Below are 20991 nucleotides of genomic sequence, written 5' to 3'. Positions count from 1 at the left end.
TCAGCTCAGCAGCTTGCTCCGGAGCCGGTCGACGGTCGCCGGGCTCAGACCGAGACCCTCGGTGAGATAGCGGTCGACCGTGCCGTACTGCTCGGTGAGCCGGCCGAGCCCGGCCTCGAGGTAGCTCCGGTCGACGCCCAGCAGCGGCTGGTAGATCTGCGCCACCGCCTCGCCGCGGCTGGCGGCGATCTGGTCGTACGTGATCTTCATCGACGCGGCGGTGTAGTCGTTGGTGAGCAGGTAGTCGTCGAAGATGGTGTCCTGCGGGACGCCCGCGATGGAGAGCAGCAGCGCGGATGCCCAGCCGGTGCGGTCCTTGCCCGCCGTGCAGTGGAAGATCTGCGGCCCGTCGGTGTCGGCCAATGACGTCAGGAGTTGCGCGAACCCGGCCCGGGTCGCCGCGTCGTCGACGAAGCTGCGGTTCATCTGCTGCATGAACGCGACGGCGTCGGCGGGCGACTTCAGTTGCGCGACTGCGGCACCGAGGTCTCCCGACAGGATGGGGATGCCGAGGTAGCGCGGCCCGGCCGGGAGCCGGTCGGGTTTTGCCGCCACCTCCTCGACGGTCCGCACGTCGTACACCGCGGTCAGTCCGAGCCCGGTGAGGACGGCGAGATCCTGATCGTTCGGAACCAGAGCGTTCGAACGGTAGAACACTCCCCTCGTGACGTGCCCTCCGCGGGTGGTGGCGTACCCCCGGCCCGTTCCCCCGACGTCGCGGAAGTTGTCGACCGACACCAGTCGAGGTGTCTCGACGACCGGGCCCGCGCTCCCGAAGTCGGACGAACCGAATCCCGGGAGGCTGATTCCGGGCAGCGACAGCGGGTCCGCCGAAGCGAGCGCAGGCGTGCCGAAACCCGCGAACAGGACGCTGCCGGTGATCAGCACCGCGGCGGTGGAGGTGACGCGTCGAGACATAGGGGAAGCCTTTCGATGGGCTGTCGGGGAGATCCGCCCGTCCGGCATGTCCGGAACGTCAGCGGGTAATCCACATCACAGTGGTCGGACGTTTCCCGTGGCTACGAGTTGTTCCGATCACCGGGAGAACCCGTTTCCCGCCGGCGGCGCCCACAGCAGACTCGGGCCGTCGGCAGCCGACGTGCCCGACGAAGATGACTCTTTGACGACGAGGATGTGAGCTGAGATGACCGAGACCGCACAGCAACTGGCGGGGAAGGTTGTGATCGTGACCGGGGCGGCGCGGGGGCTCGGCGCGGCCTTCGCCCAGCGCATCGTCGACGAGGGCGGCAGCGTCGTGGTCGGCGACGTTCTCGACGACGACGGCCGCGCGATCGTCGACCAACTCGGTGAGCGGGCGCGGTACAGCCACCTCGACGTCACGGACCCGCAGCAGTGGCAGGCCGCGGTCGACGTGGCGACGAGCGAATTCGGACGCGTCGACGGCCTCGTCAACAACGCCGGCATCTCCACCGGCCAATACATCGAGCACGAACCGCTCGAACACTTCCGGACGGTCCTCGACATCAACCTGACCGGCGTGTTCAACGGTCTGCAGGCCGTGATCGGTCCGATGCGCGCCGCCGGCGGCGGATCGATCGTCAACATCTCGTCGGCCGCCGGTCTGATGGGACTCGCGCTGACCGCCGGTTACGGCGCGTCCAAGTGGGGCGTGCGCGGGCTCACGAAGATCGCCGCCGTGGAACTGGGCACCGACCGGATCCGCGTCAATTCCGTCCACCCGGGGATGACGTACACCCCGATGACCGCGGGCCTCGGAATCCAGCAGGGCGAGGGCAACTACCCGAACACTCCCATGGCCCGGGTCGGCGTGCCCGAGGAGATCGCCGGTGCCGTCGGGTTCCTGCTGTCCGACGCGTCCACGTACGTCACCGGGGCGGAACTGGCCGTCGACGGCGGATGGACCGCGGGGCCGACCGTCAAATACGTCATGGGCCAATGAGATCGAATTCGGCAAACACACGAGGAGCACAGATCATGAATCGCTTCGACAACCGGCGGATCCTGGTGACCGGAGCCGCATCGGGCATCGGACAGGCCACCGCCCTCCGCCTGCTCGAGGAAGGCGGCACCGTCGTGGCAGCCGACGTGTCCGAGGACGGCCTCGCGCGGACAGCGGAACTGGCCGAGGCAGCAGGCACGGCAGGGCGACTCAGCGTGGCCGCAATCGACATCGGCGACGAGAAGTCCGTCACCGACGGCGTGAGCCGCAGCGTCGAGAAGCTCGGCGGACTGGACGTACTCGTGAACGCCGCGGGCATCCTCCGCGCCTCGCACACCCACGAGACGTCGCTGGACGTGTGGAATCAGGTGATCGGGATCAACCTCACCGGCACGTTCCTCATGGTCCGCGAATGCCTGCCCGCGCTGCTGCGCAACGACCGCAGCGTGGTCGTGAACTTCAGTTCCACGTCCGCCGCGTTCGCGCACCCCTACATGGCCGCGTACGCCGCGAGCAAGGGCGGCATCCAGTCGTTCACCCATGCACTGGCTCTCGAATACGGCAAGCAGGGTCTGCGCGCCGTCGGTGTCGCCCCCGGCAGCATCAAGACCGGCATCACCGACGCCACATCCGGATACGTTCCGTCCGATGCCGATTGGAGCCTGTTCGCCAAACTCTCACCCATCCTGCCCACCACCCTGGAATCGGGCGGCGCGGCGATGGGCGGACCCGAGCAGGTCGCCGGAGTCGTCGCCATGCTCGCCTCCGACGACGGCGCGTTCGTCACCGGAACCGAGATCCGCATCGACGGCGGAACCCACGCCTGACCGGTTGAACCCTTGCGCGTGCGACGGCGGCACGTAGGTTGGACACATGAGCTTGCCCACCCCTGCCGCCGATCGCACCGCGCTCGTCACCGGAGCGTCGTCCGGTATCGGTGCGGCCCTCAGCCGTGAACTCAGCCGCCGCGGTCACCAGGTGGTGCTCGTCGCCCGCCGAGCCGAGAAGTTGGAGGAACTGGCCACCGAGCTACGGGCCGCAGGTGGTCGGGCGCATGTGCTGGGTGCCGATCTCTCCGACCGCTCGGCCCGCGCGACGTTGCTCGACCGGGTCGGCGAGCTCGGGCTCACCCTCGACATCCTCGTCAACAACGCCGGCCTGTCCACGCTCGGCCCGGTGGCCGCGTCCGACCCGGACGCCGAGATGAACATGATCGAGGTCGACGTCATGGCCGTCGCCGACCTCTGCAGCCGCGCCCTGCCCGGCATGGTGCAACGACGCCGAGGAGCCGTCCTCAACGTCGCCTCCACGGCCGCGTTCCAGCCGCTGCCCGGACAGGCTGCCTACGCCGCCGGAAAGGCATTCGTCCTCTCCTACACCGAGAGCCTCACCGGCGAACTGAAGGGCACCGGTGTCACCGCGACCGCCCTCTGCCCCGGACCCGTCGACACCGGTTTCGGTGAGACAGCCGGCTTCGCGAAGGAAGACGCCGAAGCCGCACTGCCCAGCTTCATGTGGGAAAGCCCCGAATCCGTGGCCAGGACCGGAATCGACGGCCTCGACAAGGGGCACATGATCGCCATCCCCGGCCTCGCGAACCGGGCCGCGTCCGTGTTCGCCCACCTCGCACCGAACAAGCTCCTCGTCCCCGTCCTGGCCAGCCGTCATCCCGGATTGCGGACGTAGAAACTGCCGGCGTTTTACTGTGGCCTGGTGGAGATGACTACCGCTACTCGCCGATTCACACAGATCACCGCGACCGTGGCCGTCGCCGCAGCCGCCCTCCTCGGGAGCGCCGGTGTGGCCGCCGCCGACGAATGGCCGCCGGTACCCACCGAGCCCAGTCCGGTCGCGCCGTTCGACAACCAGAACTTCCTCACCCCCACCGATCTCGACTATTGGAATCCGTTCGTCAGCGCGAATCGGCTCACGTCACCGTTCGGAACCGCCAACCGCATCGTCTGCACAGGATTCCACGGCGTACTGCTCGACTGCTGGCAAGCCGACCAGAACGGGCAACCACACAAACTCGTCAAGTTGTCCATGGATTTCCCCGGATCCCTCGGCGCCACCCTCCCCGGCGGAGGTCCCGGGCACTTCGTCTACCCGGGCGTCATCCCGGGTATCTGAACCGGACTACAACGGGTCGCCCTCGACCCGTCCTGCCGGCAGCGCGCGGCCGCAGATCATCAGCGCGAGATCCTCGCCCGTTCCGCGTAATTCGGCGCCCGACCCGTACGACCAGTCGAGGTCCGTGGCCCGCAGGCCACGTCCCTCGATGTCGATGCCGAAATTCGAGTGCCCACCACCCGCCGTGAGATCGTTGAGGACGACGCGCATCGTCTCCTCCGGTACGTGTCGCGGCACCCCGAGCGGCACGGTGGCGTCGAGACCGTGGATCACCACATGGTTGAGCGCGCCGTGATAGCCGCCGCCCGGCGGGGTCCACCTGCGCATGATGTCCGAGCGCAGGTTGGCGACGAGTTCCGCCGGCGCCAATTCGGCGTCGCTACGGGCGATCTCGTTGGAGAGCCGGGTGAAATCGAACTCGCACTCACGCAGGCGCGCCATGAACTGCTCCTCGGAGTAGCGCGCGGCCATGGTGAGATGCGCGACCACTTCCCGAATCCGCCAGCCCATGCACAGCGACGGCGTGTCCCATTCCGCGTCCGAGATCCCGTCGAGCAGATCGGCCAGTGCCGAGAACTCGTTCGCGACCGCACGTTGCAGATCGGCGTCATCGGTCATCGCACCCAGCCCCCACATCTTTGTCGACGAGAGTCCCACACCACCGTAGCCGGGTATTGCCTTGGTCGAGCATGATTGATAGGATCGAACATACATTCGAACCTTGGGGGAGGTTGGTTGTGGGGGAATTGATTGCAGCAGATCTGGCCGAGTTGCGTGCGTTCACGGCGCGGCTACGAGCGGTCTCCGCTGGCGGTGATGCGGGGTTGGGGATCGAGTGGCTCGACGCGATCGAGGCGTTGAAGTCGGTCGGGTGTGCGGTGCAGGCGGTGATCACCGACGGCGTCGCCACGAGTATTCGTGCGGATCGCAGGGCTCGGGGGTTGCCGCGGGTGGAGTGGGACCGCGGCATTGCCTCGCAGATTGCGTTGGCGCGCAGGGAATCCCCGAACCGCGGTGGTCGGCATCTCGGGTTCGCGCAGGCTCTGGTGCACGAGATGCCCCACACCCTGGCCCTGTTGCGGTCGGGCCGGCTGAACGAATGGCGAGCCACGCTGCTTGTGCGGGAGACGGCGTGCCTGTCGGCGACGGATCGGGGCATCGTGGACCGTCGGTTGTGTTCGGACCCGGCCACTCTCGACGGGGTCGGCGACCGCGGGCTGATCGCGCGGGCGAAGGCGTTGGCGGTGGAACTCGATGCCGCGTCCGTGGTGCGGCGGCATCGTAAGGCGGTGTCCGAGCGTCGGGTCACGACACGGCCTGCGCCGGACTCGATGGCATATCTGAGTGTGCTGATGCCGGTCGAGCAGGCGGTGTGTCTGCAGGCCACGTTGGGTCGGGATGCGGACAGTCTGATTGCCACCGGGAACAGTGGCGGCCGGACCCGCAATCAGCTGATGGTGGACCTGTTGTTCGACCGTGGCACCGGGGCATCGGTGGCGGCGGGGGTGCCGGTGGCGGTGAATCTGGTGCTCTCGGACGAGACCTTGCTGGCCGGTGGGCACGAGGCGGCGCAGTTGCAGGGGTTCGGGCCGGTGCCGGCGGGGATTGCCCGGCAGTTGGTGGCAGATTCTGTCGATGCCGACGCGGAGACGTCGTTGCAGCGGGTGTATTCCTGCCCGCAGTCGGGGTCGTTGACCGCGATGGAATCGCAATCCCGCATATTTCCGAAGGGCCTGCGACAGCTGATCGACCTGCGGGACCGGACGTGCCGAACCCCGTGGTGTGACGCGCCGATCCGGCATCACGACCACATCCGCTCACGTCGAGAATCCGGTGCCACGACGGCGGACAACGGGTCCGGCCTGTGCGAGGCATGTAACTATGCGAAGGAAGGCGAGGGATGGTCCGCCCGCCCCGTGCACAACCCCGGCCGCACCCACCTCATCGACGTCGGCACCCCGACCGGGCACCACTACCGATCTGCGGCCCCGCTGCTACCGACCCCGGCGTACCTGCGCGTGTCATGAGGTGGTGGGGGTCAGCCTCTCGGTCGCCGGGGTCACTTGCTCCCACCTGACCAGGACGTGAGTTCGGCGATGTCTCCGTACAGCGTCGACTGGTAGGTGAGCATCAGTTCCTCCACCCCGCCGAACTGATCGCCGACGTGATGGGTGTTCTCCGCCGACAGCTCGCGGTCGCCGGAGCGTGAGATGAGTTCGTCGATGCGGCTGTCGAGACTCATCGCCCGGTTGACCGCCAGCACGGACCGCAGTTGCACCTCGGCTCGGGACAGCAGGTCGCCGATCCGTGCGAGTGCGGCGACGCGGTCGACCAGTTGATCCCACACCGGCTTCAGTGCGTTCTGCCGGGCCTCGATCTGTCGACGGGCCGTGTCGGAATGGGTGGCACGCAGCGCTTCGTCGAGTTCGGTCCGGATTCCGCGCAGCGCCACGGCATCGACGGCGATCTGTGTCAGTTCTTCGGCGAGGTCGAGTTGGTACCGCTGGATCGCAAAGTGCTCCGAATGCCAGACTGCGGAACCGTCGATCCTGTCGAAGAGCATCCCCGCCAGGTAGAGCAGGGTGTCGTACGAGTCGGCGAATCTGTCGTTGTCGAGATCGACGCCCTTGCCGATGGCCTCGGCGACGCGGCGGCCGACTGCGGCCATCGGGGTGTTTTCGGCGGCCTGACCGAGGCGTTCCGCCGCGGTGCCGCGGGCATAGTTGCCTGCACGTTCGAGCGCGGTGCCGGCGATCGGCGCCGGTGTGCGTTGCAGCGCCCGGAACAGCGCCTCACGCTGCTCGAGATCGAGATGGACACCCTCACGCCGATCCCGGCGCATCGCCCGGACACCGTTGCCGTAGTGCGCCGGCGACATCACGACCGCGGACCGAGACGACTGCAGCTTGCGGGCCAGTTCGGTGGCACGGTATTTGAACAGTAGTTGCGCCGGTCCGGGGCGCAGGCTGTCGGCGCGGCGCGCCAACTGGTGGTACTCGTCCGTCAGCAGACGCAGGGCCCCGAAGCCGCCGAGCGACGGGATGGTGCGGCCCGCGCGACGCCGGTGGGTGAGTACCTGCCGGGTAGGCGAATCGAGGTGTCCGGCGGCGATCAGGACGGCAGCGGCGTCCGACAACGGGGCGTGCGTGCCTGTGATCGCGGATCGTTCACACCATTGGCGGACCTGCAGGGAGATGCGTGCACGCCGCTCCTCGTACTGGGTGCTTTCCGACATCGGACCTCCTGGCGGTTCACTGGTCACCACTGTCCCAGAATTTCGTCCGACGCGCCGCGACCACTCGGGGCGGGGTGCGGTTCTAGGCTCTCCCTCATGACCTTCACGGTGCGTGCGGTGCTTCTGTTCGCGACGGCGTTGGTGGTGGCCGGTTGCGGTCGCGCAGCCGACGGATCCCCCGAGACCGGCGCCGTCGCGGGGCCCGCGACCACTCCGACCGTGACGACCGCACCGAAGACCACCGCACCGAAGACGACCACCACCACCAGCCCGACCACGACGACGTCGTCGCGCCCCACCACCACCACGACGACGACCACCACGAACACCCAGGCCCAGGCAGACCCGGAGACGTTTGCGGGCACCGCGGCGGGGAGCTACTACTTCACGACACCGAGCACCAAGTTCCACTGTGCGATCCTCACCGGCGGCGACGTCCCGACCGCCGGCTGTCACGGGCCGATGCCGGCGTCGGCGCCGAAGGTTCCGGGCGCGGGCGCGTCCGGCAGCCCGGTGACGCCCAACGCGATCGAGGTCGCCGGTGGCCGCCCCGGTCAGTTCGCCAGCGCCGGCGACCCCCGGTACTACCCGCTCGACCGATCTGCCGCCCCCGCACTGTCGTACGGCACCGCGTTACACGTGAACGACCTGACGTGCCTCGTCGACGAGACGTCCGGGGTCACGTGCCGTAGCGACGCGGGCCACGGATTCACGCTCTCGGACAGCGCGTTTCGAGTGTGGTGAGCCGGCTCAGCCCAGTTCGTCCGAGCGCCGTTCCATCAGCGTGCGCAGCTGGGCATTCTCTTTCGCGGTGAAGCCGATCGTCTCGATCTCCGCGATGCCGCGCCCGATGCCCTTGCGGATGCCGTCGAGCATTCTCGTGACCGCGCGTTCGGGGACACCGAGCCGGCCACCGGATTCGACGAAGTGCCTGCGGTTCAGCTTGTTCGCCTTGCCGTAGAAGTCGAGAGCCATCGGGTCGCGCCATCCGAGGTACGGCTGGGTGCACAGCAGGTCGTAGGCAGGTGTGACGCTCCACAACCCCGATTCGGCGAGCTGCACCGAGAAGTTCTTTCCGTGCAGGTCGCCGTTGCCGATCGCGTACGAATAGGCCACCAGCCGAAGCAGTTCCAGGGTGGCCACCCGGGCCGAACCGCCGCCGCGCTCACACACGCCGGCGAGTGCGGTGATCACGCTCTCGGTCTTCAGCCGGTACTTGGCGGCGGGGAACATCCCCATCACCTGGCACGCATCCTCCTGCGGTGTGCGGATGACGCGGCCGGACGAATCGACCCGCCGGTCGAACCGGGCGACGAGCAGACCGGCATTGCCCTTCCCGTCGCGCACCAGCTGGTGGTCGGCGACGGGCAACCCGCACTGCGCGGCGAGTCCCATGAAGAAGTGCTCGTTCTCGACCAACTGCGGATAACCCTGCGGTGGTGAAAGTTTGAGGATCGCGGGACCCTTCTCGGTGGCGATCGGTGTCGAGTACATCTGCGCCGACACCTTCGCCTGCACACCGGGTAGCGAGGTGGGGTCCAGTTTCACCGCCTCGTGCCCCGACATGTGCTCGAACAACGCCCGCAGGTCCTGGCGCTCGACCGCGTCGGGGTCGAACACCGGTGCGGTCTCGGGCGGCGGCACCCCCGCGGGTAGCACGCGCACGTCGCCGATCGTGTCGGCCCCGACCGCCATCAGGATCGTGAGGTGATCGTCTTCGGACGTCTTGGTGGCCGCCACCGCGCCCCGCAGCCGGATCCCTTCCGGGAGGAGACCCGCGAAGAACGGCGGGACGCTGCCCCCACTCGCGCGCACCTCGGTCGACGACGTGGGGATCGTCCACGCGATCTGCGGGGCGCCGGGGTCCTGCAGGTACGTGGCGTCGTAGCGGAAGACGACGTCGCCGCCCTCCCGCACGAGACTGCCCGCGAGGCGCTCGCCCTTGTAGACGTCGGCCCGGTCGATGTTGCTGAGGTTCTCGACCATCAGGACGCCACCTCCACGCCCGAGCGGGTGACGAGCGCCAGGCGGCATCCCATGGCGTCCGCGACGGCGTCGACGAGATCCAGTTGCACCGTCCCCCGACCCGATTCGATCGACTGCACGCTGGACCTCGACACCCCGGCCAGGTCGGCCAGCTCCGCCTGCGTCAGCCCGAGCTGGTGTCGCCGCGCCACGAACCCGTCGGCGACCCCGCCGGTCTCGGTTCGCTCGCGGCGGCGTGGGGTTGCCATGAAGCCTCCCTGCTCGGTGCAATGCTTGTCGACGGATGCTTAACGCCAGTGTGCGCCGATTTCGTCTCGAAGTCCATACCTATGACTGCGATCGCAAGCTTAAGGTGCGAGAAGAACGCAAAATGAATGCCCTCCGGCTTTAAGCATGCGATCACAAGCACAAGGCACCTCGTCACACCCACCCCCTACCCTGGATACATGCGCATAGGAGCACACGTCCGCCAGGACGAAGATCCGATCGGATACGGCGAACGGCTCGGCGCCGACGTCATCCAGATGTTCCTCACGGACCCGCAGAAGTGGGACAAACCGCCGACGCATCCGCGGACCGACGAGATCCGGAACAGTCCCATCGACGTCGTCGTGCACTCGTCGTACGTGATCAACGTGGCCAGCCTCAACAATCGACTCCGCATGCCGTCCCGCAACGCCGTCGCGCAGCAGGCGCAGGCCGCCGCCGACATCGGCGCGTTCGGGCTGGTGGTCCACGGCGGGCACGTCCGCGACGGCGAGGACGTGAACGCAGGGATCGTCAACTGGCGCAAACTCTTCGAACGCCAGGCCGACAAGGGCGGATTCCCGGTCCCCATCCTGATCGAGAACACGGCGGGCGGCGACTTCGCGATGGCACGGCACTTCGACGCCATCGACCGGCTGTGGCAGGAGGTCGGCGATTTCGGCGCCGGATTCTGCCTCGACACCTGTCACGCGTGGGCGGGCGGCGAGGAACTGGTCGGTGTCGTCGAACGCATCAAGGCCATCACCGGACGCATCGACCTGGTGCACCTCAACAACTCCCGCGACGAGTTCAACTCGGCCCGCGACCGGCACGCCAACCTCGCCGACGGAACCATCGACGCCGAACTGCTCGCCGAGGTCGTGCGCACCGTCGATGCGCCGGTCGTCCTCGAGACGCCGTCGGAGGGGCTGGCCGAGGACCTCGCGTACCTGCGGGAAACCGCGGGTTAGTCGCCCAGCCGGCCGGTCAGCCTGCGGTACCGCTCCTCGCTGACCGGGTTCAGGCCCTCCACGGTGACGTCGGTGCCGCGGCTCGCGTACTTGGTGGTGATGCCGTCGAGCGCGGCCACGGTGGACGCGTCCCAGATGGTGGCGCCCGACAGATCGATCACGACGCGGCCGGGGTCGTCGGCGTAGTCGAACGAGAACACGAGGTCGTTGGACGAGGCGAAGAAGAGTTGACCGCTCACCCGGTACGTCTTCACGTCGCCGTCGAGTTCGCCGCGCACGTCCACCATGTGGGCCACCCGGCGCGCGAACAGAACCATCGCCACCAGCACGCCGACACCCACACCGATCGCGAGGTTGTCGGTGGCGAGGGTGCCCGCCACGGTGCTGAGCATCACCATCGTCTCGCTCAGCGGCATCCGCCGGAGCGTGCGGACGCTGTGCCAGTCGAAGGTCGTGGCGGCCACCAGCACCATCACGGCGACGAGCGCCGCCATCGGAATGGTCCCCACCACGTCGCCGAGCCCGACCACGAGAATCAGCAGAAATGCACCGGACAGAAACGTCGACAACCGGGTTCGCGCGCCACCGGTCTTGACGTTGATGATGGTCTGCCCGATCAGTGCGCACCCGCCCATGCCGCCGAAGAGTCCGGTCACGATGTTCGCGACGCCCTGGCCCCACGACTCCCGCGTCTTGTCCGAGTGCGTATCGGTGACGGAGTCCACGAGTTTGGCGCTCATCAACGATTCGAGCAGTCCGACGACGGCCATCGCCAGCGCGAACGGCGCGATGATCTGCAGGGTGTCGGCCGTGAGAGGAACGTCCGGCAGCCCGATCAGAGTCGGCAGCCCGTCGGGCAGTTCACCCTGGTCTCCGACGGTGGGCACCGCGACACCGGCGAGGACGGTGAACGCGGTGAGACCGACGATCACCAGCAGCGGGGCGGGCACCGCCGTGGTCAGCTTCGGGATCCACACGAGCAGCGCCAGCCCGGCGGCGAGCAGCGCGTACACCGCCCACGGCACATCCGTCAGATACGGGAACTGGTGCACGAAGATGAGGATTCCCAGCGCGTTGCAGAACCCCACCATCACGCTGCGAGGCAGGAACCGCATGAGCCGCGCCACCCCGAGGAGGGCGAGGAGGATCTGCATCGCACCGCCGAGGAAGACGGCCGCAATGAGGTACTGCAAACCGTGTGACGCCATGAGCGGGGCCAGCACCAGCGACACCGAACCGGTGGCCGCGGAGATCATCGCGGGACGGCCACCGGTGAACGCGATGGTCATCGCCATGATCGCGGCGGTGAACAAGCCCACCCGCGGATCGACCCCCACGATGATGGAGAACGACAACGCCTCCGGGATGAGGGCCATCGCCACGACGAGCGCGGACAACGACTCGATACGAAACACCGTCGGATGCAGCCACACCGGCCGTCGGAGAGCGAGAGAGGGCACGGCGAGACAATCCTTCTTCCTGAGGGGACTCGGAAGATCCTATCCGGGTAGCGTTCGACCAGTACGGTTAGCTGATCCGCCGACAGAGGAGGAACCCCGTGCGACGCACACTTCCGGCCGTCCTGATCACCGTCCTGACCGCGCTGTCGATGGCGGGGTGTGGGAACTCCGACTCGGGGCCGGTCATCGACCAGGTTCGCGAGGCCGGGGTACTGAAAGTCGGCACCGAGGGCACGTACACACCGTTCAGCTACCAGGGCCCCGACGGTCAGCTCACCGGGTACGACGTGGATGTCATCCGCGCGGTCGGTGACAAACTCGGCGTCTCCGTCGAGTTCACGCAGACACCGTGGGACTCGATCTTCGCGGGCCTCGAAGCGAAACGCTACGACCTCGTCGCCAACCAGGTGACCGTCAACGACGAACGCACCCAGAAGTACGACCTGTCGACGCCGTACACCTACTCCGAGGGTGTGATCGTCACCCGCGTCGACGACAACTCGATCACCTCGCTGGCCGACCTGAACGGCAAGACGACGGCGCAGTCCGCGACGAGCAACTGGGCGCAGGTCGCCAGGGACGCGGGCGCGAACGTCGAATCCGTCGAGGGCTTCGTGCAGGCCATCACCCTGCTCAAGGACGGTCGCGTCGACGCCACCGTCAACGACAATCTGGCCGTCGCCGAATACCAGAAGCAGACGAACGACACCGGTGTGAAAGTGGCTGCCGAAACCGGTGACACGAGCGAGCAGGCGTTCGCGGCCCGCAAGGACAGCGGTCTGATGCCCGACATCGACAAGGCCCTGGACGAACTACGCGCCGACGGAACGCTCGCCCAGATCTCGCAGAAGTACTTCGGCACCGACGTCTCGGCACCGACCAACTGAGAGCCTGCCTGTGGACGACGCAACAGTCCAGCTGATCCTGGACAACCTGTGGCCGATGCTGAAGGCCACGGTCACCATGACGATTCCGCTGACGATCATCAGCTTCACCATCGGGCTCGTCATCGCGTTGCTGGTGGCGCTCGCCCGGATCTCGTCGATCAGACCGCTGTCGGTGATCGCCCGCTTCTACGTGTCCATCATCCGCGGCACGCCTCTCCTGGTGCAGCTGTTCATCGTGTTCTACGCGCTGCCCCAGTTCGGCGTGGTTCTCGACCCCTTCCCGGCGGCCGTGATCGCGTTCAGCCTCAACGTCGGCGGGTACGCCGCCGAGGTGATCCGGTCGGCGATCCTGTCGATCCCCAAGGGCCAGTGGGAAGCCGCGCAGACCATCGGGATGGGGTACACCACCACACTGCAGCGGATCGTGCTGCCGCAGGCCGCACGGGTCGCGGTGCCGCCGCTGTCCAACACATTGATCTCGCTGGTGAAGGACACCTCGCTGGCATCGACGATCCTGGTGACCGAACTGCTGCGCGTCGCCCAGCTCGCCGCCGCACCGACGTTCGACTTCTTCGCCCTCTACAGCGTCGCCGCCCTGTACTACTGGGTGATCTGCATCTTCCTGTCGGCCGTCCAGGGCCGGCTCGAAGCCCGACTCGACAGGTATGTGGCCAAATGACCGACACCCCGCCCCTGCTTCAGGTATCCGGCGTCGAGAAGTCGTTCGGCGAGCATCACGTCCTGCGCGACATCAGCTTCGACGTGGGGGCCGGAACGGTGACCGTCATCATCGGGCCGTCGGGGTCCGGCAAGACGACGGTGTTGCGCACCCTCAACGCCCTAGACGTGGCGGACCGCGGGACCATCTCCATCGGCGACGTGTCCGTGGACTTCGGCGCCAAGGTGGACCGGTCGACGCTGGCCACGTTCCGCGGGCAGAGTGGCATGGTGTTCCAGGCCCACAACCTGTTTCCGCACAAGACGGTGGTCCAGAACGTCACCGAGGGGCCGATCGTGGTGCAGAAACGCCCCAAGGACGAGGCGCGCGCGGACGCGATGCGGTTACTCACCCAGGTCGGCCTGGCGGAGAAGGCGGACCAGTACCCGTATCAGCTGTCGGGTGGTCAGCAGCAGAGGGTCGGTATCGCCCGGGCGCTCGCGCTGAAACCGAAACTGATGTTGTTCGACGAGCCCACGTCCGCACTCGACCCCGAACTGGTCGGCGAGGTGCTGCGGGTGATCCGGGACCTCGCGACCGAGGGCTGGACGATGGTGATCGTCACCCATGAGATCCGGTTCGCGCAGCAGGTGGCCGATCAGGTGTTGTTCGTCGACAACGGCGTCGTACTCGAACGCGGCACACCGAGAGACGTACTCGCCAACCCGACCGGGCCGAGACTGCGCCAGTTCCTGCACCGTATCCTCGACCCGCTGTGAACGGTCAGCGCAGGGATTTCTCCATGAGCACGACGCTCGGCCATTCCACGTCGAAGTCCCTGCGACCCACCAGGAAGAATCCCTGCTCCTCGTAGTAGTCGCGTAGCCGGGCGTTGGTTTCGACGCACTCGAGCCGGACGACGGACGCGTCCTCGGAGCGGGCGTGCTCGTCGACCCACCGGAGCAACTGGGCGCCGAGTCCCGCGCTGGCGTGCCGGCGGTCTGTCATGACCCGGGCCACGTAGGCGGCCGGTATGTCGTCCTCGGTCCACACGTCGGGGTCGGTCCGCAGCACCCGCAGCGCGCCCACCACGATGCCCGCGAACAGCGCGACACGCCATTCCCCGAACTCGATCTGTTCACGAACGTCGGCGAGCGACACCTCACCCCGGGCGGGTGCGTCGAGTTCCCTGGCCAGGATCCAATCCTCAGCGTCCCAGTGCATCTGAACGATGTCTTCAGCCTGCTCGAGTACTGCCCGCTCCACGGTGACCGCCATGCACACACAGTAACCACCCCGCGACGAAAACAAACCACCGCTGTACCCGTGTCGATCTGCGATGATGTGACTGGAGTTACAGTTACATTCTGGGACAGTTACCTCAGGCGGTGGTAGCGATGAAGCTGTTTCGTGCAGTGGTCCTGATGACACTCTCCACCTGCGCGGCCGCGTTCGTCTGCGTCCATCCCCCACGTGTGTCCGCCCAGCCCCTGGGCACCGAATCCATTCTCCCGTCCCCCATTCTGGACGACGACTTCTTCGCGTGGCCGCCGAACGTCGCGGAGTTCGACGCCGGTGAGATCATCCGCTCGCGGGAAGTGACGCTCCGGGCGTTCCCGAACACGCTGGTGCCGCACCGGGCTCACCAGATCATGGTGCGTTCCAACGATTCCAAGGACCGTCCCGTGCCGGTGACCGCGACGGTCCTGGTGCCGACCGCGGCGTGGACGGCGCCGGAACCGAGACCGGTGGTCGCCTACAACATGCCCATCGACTCCCTGGGCGCCCGGTGCACCCCGTCCTACAAGATGGTGCACGACTGGCAGACCCTGGACCTGGACATCCCACCGGTGCTGTCGCTGTTCCTCGCGAAGAACTACGCGGTGCTCGTGCCCGACCACGAGGGACCGCGGATGGCGTACAGCGCGGGACGAATGGCGGGTCATGCCGTGCTCGACAGCATCCGCGGCATGAAGCGTCTGCCCGGTCTCGGGCTCTCGGACAGTCCGGTCGTCGCGACGGGTTACAGCGGTGGTGCGATCGCCACCGGCTGGGCGGCGCAACTGCAACCGTCGTACGCGCCGGACGTCGAACTCGCCGGCGCCGCCGCGGGCGGCATCCCCGCCGATTTCGGTTTGCTGCGCAGGACGATGAACGGCCAGCTCGGTTCGGGTCTGTACCTGTCCGCCGTCCTCGGGCTCGCCCGCGAGTATCCGGAAATGCTGACACTGGCGAATCCGCTCGGTGTGCTGCTGGCGACGTCCCCACTGAAGGACCAGTGCATCCTGGCCCTCGCACCCGCCGGGATCGCGTTGCTTCCCGCCGAACTGTTCGCGGCCGTACCCGACCCGTTCGGCAATCCCACGGCCCGAACGGTGGTCGCCGAAAACAGGATGGGCGCGCTCACCCCGGCCACGCCGGTGCTGCTGTATCACGGGTCGTCGCGGGTGTTCCTCGGCGACGAATGGATTCCGGAGGAGGGGGTGATCGCGCTGCAGCAGGAGTGGTGCCGCGGCGGCGGCGACGTCACCTACGCCCCGCAGTTCGGCGAGCACCTCACCGCGGCCGTGTTCGCGCTGCCCGAGGTGGTGCGCTGGATCGACGAGCGACTGGCCGGGGTGCCTGCGGCCGCGGGATGCCGCTGACGGTTATCCGTGCACGTGCGGCAACAGCAGATCGGCCTGACCGACCTGGACGACCCGCGCCTCGTCGAGCCACTTCGCGGTCTGCTCCCGTGCCCGCGTGATCAGCTCGTCGGCGTCGCCGAAGTCGGCGGGACTCGTGTCCAGTGGGCACAGCGGGGGCACCACCCGGATGTCGGCGGCACTCTCGTACCGTTCGATGTCGAGGGCGAGCCGCTGATTGATCGCGAGGGTCACACCGAGCAACCCCATGCCCAGGGCACTTCCGGGGACCTTCGAGAGGGTGCACGCATATCCGGTCGGGAGTACCCACACGGTCGTGGCCCCCAATTCGATTGCATGGGAGATGGGCGTGTTGTTGACGACCCCGCCGTCCATCAGCGCCCGGCCGTCGATCACCACGGGTGGGAGGATGCCGGGCAGCGCCGCGCTGGCGGTGACGGCGTCGACGGCCGGCCCCGTGGACAGCCGGACGTCCTTGCCGGTCAGCACGTCGGCGGCGATGACGTGCAGCGGGATCGGCGCGTCCTCCATCCGTTCGAACCGCAGATTCTGCTCCAGCAGCCTCCGGATGGCGCGGTTGGACACCAGATGGTTCCGGAGGCCGACGAAACCGGTGAATCCGGTGAGCAATCCGGTGGGGAACACCGCACTGCGGGTGAGACCACGCCACAGGTCGGCGAGTGCACGCAGATCTGCGTCGGAGGAGCCGCCGGCGAGCCAGGCGCCGTTGAGCGCGCCGACGGACGTGCCGACGATGAGGTCCGGCCGAATTCCCCTGCCGATCAGGGTCTGCAACATGCCGACCTCGATGGCACCGAGGCTCGCCCCACCCGACAGAACGAAAGCTGTTGTCATGCCGCCACCGTAACGGGTCAGCCCCGCCGGTACAGGCTCGCGATGTCGTCGGCGAAGCGCTCGGTCACCACGGGACGCTTGATCTTCAGGGTGGCGGTCAGCTCTCCGTCGGCCTCCGTGAGGTCGCGGCCGAGGACGACGAACCGTTTGATCGACTCCGTGTGCGAGACGGTGGTGTTCGCGTCGTCCACCGCGTCCTGCAGGTCCCCGCGCAGCTCCTCGTCGTCGCGCAGGTCCGCCACCGTGGCGTCGGACGGCTTGCCGTGCGCGGACTTCCACTTGTCGAATTCCTGCGGATCGACGGTCAGCAGGGCACCGATGAACGGGCGGCCGTCGCCCACCACGACCGCCTGCGAGACGAGGGTGTGCGAGCGCAGCCGGTCTTCGAGGGGCCCCGGCGACACATTCTTGCCGCCGGCGGTGATCAGCAGATCCTTCTTGCGGCCGGTGATGGTGAGGTAGCCCTCGTCGTCCAGGTCGCCGAGATCGCCGGTGCGGAACCAGCCGTCGTCCAGCACGTCCCGGGTGGCGTGTTCGTTTCGCCAGTAGCCGCCGAACACGACGCCGCCGCGCAGTTCGATCTCACCGTCTGCGGCGATGCGCACGCTGTTGCCGTCCAGGGGCTGACCGACCGTCCCGATCTTCTGAGCGCCGGGGACGTTCACGCAGTGCGCGGCAGTCGATTCGGTGAGACCGTAGCCCTCGTAGACCGGAACTCCCATGCCGCGGAAGAAGTGACCGAGCCTCGGGATGAGGGCCCCGCCACCGGAGATCGCCCACCAGCAGTCGCCGCCCAGGGCGGCACGGAGTTTCGCGTAGACGAGTTTGTCGGCGAGCGCACGCTCGAGCCGGAGTCGCAGCGACGGACCGCCCGTGTCCTGGGCCTCGCTGTACGCCACCGCCGTGGTCTCGGCGAAGTCGAAGATCCGTTTCTGCAGGCCGCCCGCCGACGCCGCCTTGCGCGCCGCACCGTCCCGCACCTTCTCGAACACGCGGGGTACACCGAGAATGGTGTTGGGCCGGAAACGTTCGAATTCGCCCGTGACCGTGCCGAAGTCGGACCAGTGTGCCTGCGTCGCGCCGGCCTCGAACATCGCCAGCGACACCGCGCGCGCCAGCACGTGCGCCAGCGGAAGGAACGTCAGGACGCGGTTGCCGGGCCGGGCGACGTCACCGATCGGTGCCGCGAGCAACGCCCGCACCTCCGACAGGAAGTTCCGGTGGGTGAGGGTGCAGCCCTTGGGACGGCCCGTGGTCCCGGACGTGTACACGAGCGAGGCGAGATCGTTGGCGGTCAGCGCCACCACCCGTTTGAACACCTCGGAATCGTCGATCGACAACCCGTCCTTGATGAGCGTGCCCACCGCGTCCTCGTCGATGGTGAGGATGCGCTTCAGCGTGTAGGGGATGCCGTCACCCTCGAAACTCGACGCGTGGGCCGGAGTCTCCACGAGCGCGGCGACCGCCCCTGAATCCTCGATGATCCACCGGATCTGGTCGTGCGAGGACGAGTCGTAGATCGGGACGGACGCGGCGCCGGCCGCCCAGATCGCGTAGTCGAGCAGCGACCATTCGAATCTCGTCGACGACAGCAGTGCCACACGGTCGCCGGGCTGGACACCGTTGGCGATCAAACCCTTCGCGACCCCGATGACGAGCGCGCCGAAGTCCTTGGCCGTCACGTCGACCCACCCACCGGACTCGGGACGTGTGTACATCACCCGATCCGGATGGCTCTCGGCGTGCGCGAACACCCTCAGCACGGCGTTCTCGTGGTCGGAGACGGTGAACGTCGGGGCGCTGGTGTACTCACGCACGGGTGTCGTCTCCGATGCTGTCGTGGTCTGTGTCGCCGCCCTGGCGGAATTTCCGGAGGTGCCGGGCGAACGCGGCGATTTCACTGTCCGACCACGTGGCCACCCGGTCGCGGACTTCCTCCACGCGGCGTGCGTCGGCGCCGGCCAGCACCGCGACGCCGCCGTCGGTGAGGCTCAACGGATGACCGCTGCGGAGCGGTCCCGGCTCCGCGTGCACCCACCCCTCGTCGATGCAGCCCCGAAGTTGACGCGACACCGTGGAGCGGTGCACGCCGAATGCGTCCGAGATCTGGGTGGCCCGGCATCCCGGATTGCGGGCGACGAAGGAGAGCAGCGAATGTTGAGCGAACGTCGGGGATCCGACGGGAGGACGGTCATCGGCAACCAGTTGACGGACGAGGCGGACGAGTTCGTCATGGACGGCCACCACGCCCGACGCGGGCGTTTCCTCCGGCTCGACCTCGTTGTGTTGCACACCGCAACTGTATCCGACCACTCTGGCCTCGACCACCCGCACCCCGATTCCCTTTGTCCTTCGCTCGACTCACGTTCTGCCCATACTGCTATCGATCGTTCGGAAATTCATTCGGCCCGAATCGTCACACGGTCACAATTGGAGAACGCTTTCCGTCCACCGCTACCGGCCGGACAACGGGCGCCGTCAGAAATCCGTTGCGGCCGCGGGCCCGTCGATACACTCTGTCCGCATGCTGATCAGACGTGAGAATCCGGGCGACATCGCCGCGGTGGCGGAGGTGCACCGGCAGGCGTTCGACGGCGACACTCCCCTCGAGGTCGGCCTCGTGACCCGATTGAGGTCGGGCGACGCGTGGATTCCGCAGCTGTCCCTCGTCGCCGAACTGGCCGGGTCCGTCGCCGGCCACGTGTGCCTGACCCGCGCGACCGTCGACTCCACGGACGTACTCGCGCTCGGCCCGATCGGCGTGCTCCCCGGCCTCCAGCGCGACGGCGTGGGTTCGGCACTGATGCACGCCGCACTCGGCGGCGCCGACGCCAGGGACGAACCCCTGGTGGCACTGCTCGGTCACCTCGACTACTACCCGCGGTTCGGCTTCGTCTCCGGAACGTCGGTCGGGATCGAGCCGGACCAGCCCTCGTGGTCGTCCCACTTCCAGGTCCGCCGGCTCACACGCTGGAATCCGAGCATCACCGGCACGTTCAGGTACGCCGCGCCCTTCTACGACCTGTGACGTCGTAACCGCTGGTAGTTTGAGGTGGCACGTGTCACGGGGGTGAGCGGAACCGAGGTAGGAAACGATGGAGCACGCGGCCGAGGGCGCCGGAACAGCCGGGCCGGTGGATGCGTCCGTCACGACGACCATCGTCCGCCGGGTCCTTCCCGGCTGCGACGAGGAGTTCGCCGACTGGATCCAGACCGGACTCGGACTGGCCCGGCTGTTTCCCGGATTCCTCGGCGGAGGATGGCTGAAGGAGAGCAGCACCTCCGATGTCTGCGTGATCGTGCTGAAGTTCGAAACCCAAGCCGCGCTGGACAACTGGTTGACATCGTCGCTGCGGAACGGATGGCTGAGGACCGGCGGGAACATCGCGGTCGAGGAGCCGGACGAGCCGGCATCCGACGTGGAGAGCCTGTTCGAACGCCCTCGACGCCGGACCGCCGCCGGCCACGGTCAGGCAGACTCCCCGGGGATCTGCGCACCCGACGGCATCCCCTCCCCCAAATAGGTCTGATAAAACGGGCGCCAGTCCGCGGACGCATCTCCACGGTGACCGGGCGCGTCGGAGCCGTCGAGGTGCCGGTCGAGGTCGGCGAGGCAGACACTCCACCCGGCGGCGTTCCTGGCTGCCGTGTTGCGGACCTCGAGAACGTTGACGAGCGTCAGGGCGCACCCGTCCGCGGTCGGCTCGACCTCGAAGTGGATCTCGTCCCCGCCCCACGTGAACGCGAGCGTGCACGGGGCGCCGTAGACGAGGACCGTCCCCGTCTCGGGGTCGCTGTGCGGTTCCGGAAAGAACTCGATGTCGCCGCCGGCGTAGGTGTCGAGGCGGACCCGTGACGGAAACCAGTGCGCGAGCTCGTCCGGCTCCGACACGGCCTCCCACAGCCTCTGGACGGGGAACGGGTACGTGCACCGGAACCGCACGGCGGGACGACCCTTGAACTCGAAATACCTTCCGTGGATCACCGGCTCACTCCC

24 protein-coding genes are annotated in these 20991 nt (G+C 67.7%); 13 read left to right on the top strand and 11 right to left on the bottom strand.

What is annotated here, in order from left to right:
• On the bottom strand, positions 1-918 hold the full coding sequence (locus tag QM841_RS04945) for a tyrosine-protein phosphatase (protein ID WP_283331112.1): 918 nt from the start codon (positions 916-918) through the stop codon (positions 1-3).
• Between the two features lie 226 nt (positions 919-1144).
• Between QM841_RS04945 and QM841_RS04940 the strand changes: the two genes are divergently transcribed.
• From QM841_RS04940 to QM841_RS04925, 4 genes are read left to right on the top strand one after another with little or no spacing between them, the layout of a single operon-like run.
• Complete coding sequence (locus tag QM841_RS04940; RefSeq protein WP_280779996.1) at positions 1145-1921, top strand: SDR family oxidoreductase; 777 nt, start codon at positions 1145-1147, stop codon at positions 1919-1921.
• A gap of 35 nt (positions 1922-1956) precedes the next feature.
• Entirely contained in the window at positions 1957-2748 is a 792-nt protein-coding gene (locus QM841_RS04935) for an SDR family NAD(P)-dependent oxidoreductase (RefSeq protein ID WP_280779995.1), read from the top strand.
• 46 nt (positions 2749-2794) lie between these two features.
• Positions 2795-3607: an SDR family NAD(P)-dependent oxidoreductase gene (locus QM841_RS04930; RefSeq protein WP_007300348.1), complete on the top strand. Its 813-nt coding sequence runs from the start codon at positions 2795-2797 to the stop codon at positions 3605-3607.
• Between the two features lie 33 nt (positions 3608-3640).
• Entirely contained in the window at positions 3641-4051 is a 411-nt protein-coding gene (locus QM841_RS04925) for a hypothetical protein (RefSeq protein WP_283331111.1), read from the top strand.
• A gap of 6 nt (positions 4052-4057) precedes the next feature.
• Here the strand turns inward: QM841_RS04925 and QM841_RS04920 are convergent, their stop codons facing one another.
• On the bottom strand, positions 4058-4669 hold the full coding sequence (locus QM841_RS04920; protein ID WP_247250605.1) for a maleylpyruvate isomerase family mycothiol-dependent enzyme: 612 nt from the start codon (positions 4667-4669) through the stop codon (positions 4058-4060).
• Between the two features lie 119 nt (positions 4670-4788).
• Here QM841_RS04920 and QM841_RS04915 point away from each other — a divergent pair, with 119 nt between their 5' ends.
• The gene (locus tag QM841_RS04915; RefSeq protein ID WP_283331110.1) at positions 4789-6078 is read left to right on the top strand and encodes an HNH endonuclease; all 1290 of its coding nucleotides are present in this window, start codon (positions 4789-4791) and stop codon (positions 6076-6078) included.
• A 32-nt stretch (positions 6079-6110) separates the two neighbouring features.
• Here the strand turns inward: QM841_RS04915 and QM841_RS04910 are convergent, their stop codons facing one another.
• Positions 6111-7286: a hypothetical protein gene (locus tag QM841_RS04910; protein ID WP_283331109.1), complete on the bottom strand. Its 1176-nt coding sequence runs from the start codon at positions 7284-7286 to the stop codon at positions 6111-6113.
• A gap of 96 nt (positions 7287-7382) precedes the next feature.
• On the opposite strand from QM841_RS04910, the gene QM841_RS04905 reads away from it, so the two are divergent.
• Positions 7383-8030 (top strand): hypothetical protein, encoded by a 648-nt coding sequence (locus tag QM841_RS04905; RefSeq protein ID WP_283331108.1) that lies wholly within the window; start codon positions 7383-7385, stop codon positions 8028-8030.
• 6 nt (positions 8031-8036) lie between these two features.
• On the opposite strand, the gene QM841_RS04900 is transcribed toward QM841_RS04905, so the two are convergent.
• Positions 8037-9272: a type II toxin-antitoxin system HipA family toxin gene (locus QM841_RS04900; RefSeq protein WP_283331107.1), complete on the bottom strand. Its 1236-nt coding sequence runs from the start codon at positions 9270-9272 to the stop codon at positions 8037-8039.
• A complete protein-coding gene (locus QM841_RS04895; protein WP_009474594.1) occupies positions 9272-9520 on the bottom strand; it encodes a helix-turn-helix transcriptional regulator in 249 nt (82 codons plus the stop codon). Before QM841_RS04895 ends, QM841_RS04900 begins: the two co-directional genes overlap by 1 nt.
• Positions 9521-9718: 198 nt before the next feature.
• Here QM841_RS04895 and QM841_RS04890 point away from each other — a divergent pair, with 198 nt between their 5' ends.
• Positions 9719-10489, top strand: a complete 771-nt coding sequence (locus QM841_RS04890; protein ID WP_283331106.1) for a deoxyribonuclease IV — start codon at positions 9719-9721, stop codon at positions 10487-10489.
• On the opposite strand, the gene QM841_RS04885 is transcribed toward QM841_RS04890, so the two are convergent.
• A complete protein-coding gene (locus QM841_RS04885; protein ID WP_283331105.1) occupies positions 10486-11949 on the bottom strand; it encodes a SulP family inorganic anion transporter in 1464 nt (487 codons plus the stop codon). The two genes, QM841_RS04890 and QM841_RS04885, sit on opposite strands and share 4 nt — an antisense overlap.
• A 98-nt stretch (positions 11950-12047) precedes the next feature.
• Here QM841_RS04885 and QM841_RS04880 point away from each other — a divergent pair, with 98 nt between their 5' ends.
• From QM841_RS04880 to QM841_RS04870, 3 genes are read left to right on the top strand one after another with little or no spacing between them, the layout of a single operon-like run.
• Complete coding sequence (locus QM841_RS04880) at positions 12048-12836, top strand: amino acid ABC transporter substrate-binding protein (protein WP_283331104.1); 789 nt, start codon at positions 12048-12050, stop codon at positions 12834-12836.
• A gap of 10 nt (positions 12837-12846) precedes the next feature.
• Positions 12847-13515: an amino acid ABC transporter permease gene (locus QM841_RS04875; protein ID WP_009474599.1), complete on the top strand. Its 669-nt coding sequence runs from the start codon at positions 12847-12849 to the stop codon at positions 13513-13515.
• Positions 13512-14273 carry an amino acid ABC transporter ATP-binding protein gene (locus QM841_RS04870; RefSeq protein WP_283331103.1) on the top strand — a complete coding sequence of 254 codons (762 nt, stop codon included), beginning with the start codon at positions 13512-13514 and terminating at the stop codon, positions 14271-14273. The genes QM841_RS04875 and QM841_RS04870 overlap by 4 nt, the downstream gene beginning before the upstream one ends.
• Positions 14274-14277: 4 nt before the next feature.
• Here the strand turns inward: QM841_RS04870 and QM841_RS04865 are convergent, their stop codons facing one another.
• Positions 14278-14772 carry a GNAT family N-acetyltransferase gene (locus tag QM841_RS04865; protein WP_283331102.1) on the bottom strand — a complete coding sequence of 165 codons (495 nt, stop codon included), beginning with the start codon at positions 14770-14772 and terminating at the stop codon, positions 14278-14280.
• A 119-nt stretch (positions 14773-14891) separates the two neighbouring features.
• Between QM841_RS04865 and QM841_RS04860 the strand changes: the two genes are divergently transcribed.
• Positions 14892-16139 carry a lipase family protein gene (locus QM841_RS04860; protein ID WP_283331101.1) on the top strand — a complete coding sequence of 416 codons (1248 nt, stop codon included), beginning with the start codon at positions 14892-14894 and terminating at the stop codon, positions 16137-16139.
• Between the two features lie 3 nt (positions 16140-16142).
• Here QM841_RS04860 and QM841_RS04855 read toward each other — a convergent pair whose 3' ends face one another.
• Genes QM841_RS04855 through QM841_RS04845 form a run of 3 tightly spaced genes read right to left on the bottom strand, consistent with a single transcriptional unit; the run spans position 16143 to position 19328 of the window.
• Entirely contained in the window at positions 16143-16994 is an 852-nt protein-coding gene (locus QM841_RS04855) for a patatin-like phospholipase family protein (protein ID WP_283331100.1), read from the bottom strand.
• A gap of 17 nt (positions 16995-17011) precedes the next feature.
• Complete coding sequence (locus QM841_RS04850) at positions 17012-18811, bottom strand: AMP-dependent synthetase/ligase (protein WP_283331099.1); 1800 nt, start codon at positions 18809-18811, stop codon at positions 17012-17014.
• On the bottom strand, positions 18804-19328 hold the full coding sequence (locus tag QM841_RS04845) for a MarR family winged helix-turn-helix transcriptional regulator (protein ID WP_105418891.1): 525 nt from the start codon (positions 19326-19328) through the stop codon (positions 18804-18806). Before QM841_RS04845 ends, QM841_RS04850 begins: the two co-directional genes overlap by 8 nt.
• Before the next feature lie 190 nt (positions 19329-19518).
• Here QM841_RS04845 and QM841_RS04840 point away from each other — a divergent pair, with 190 nt between their 5' ends.
• Together QM841_RS04840 and QM841_RS04835 are read left to right on the top strand one after the other, a co-directional pair.
• A complete protein-coding gene (locus QM841_RS04840) occupies positions 19519-20022 on the top strand; it encodes a GNAT family N-acetyltransferase (protein WP_283331098.1) in 504 nt (167 codons plus the stop codon).
• 67 nt (positions 20023-20089) lie between these two features.
• Entirely contained in the window at positions 20090-20518 is a 429-nt protein-coding gene (locus QM841_RS04835; protein ID WP_005252244.1) for an antibiotic biosynthesis monooxygenase, read from the top strand.
• Here QM841_RS04835 and QM841_RS04830 read toward each other — a convergent pair.
• Complete coding sequence (locus QM841_RS04830; RefSeq protein WP_283331097.1) at positions 20464-20979, bottom strand: SRPBCC family protein; 516 nt, start codon at positions 20977-20979, stop codon at positions 20464-20466. The two genes, QM841_RS04835 and QM841_RS04830, sit on opposite strands and share 55 nt — an antisense overlap.
• Positions 20980-20991 lie beyond the last annotated feature (12 nt).

Source organism: Rhodococcus sp. IEGM 1307 (genome assembly GCF_030056915.1).
Taxonomy (GTDB): Bacteria; Actinomycetota; Actinomycetes; order Mycobacteriales; family Mycobacteriaceae; genus Rhodococcus_F; species Rhodococcus_F opacus_D.
This window is presented reverse-complemented; position numbering and strand designations above follow the sequence as displayed.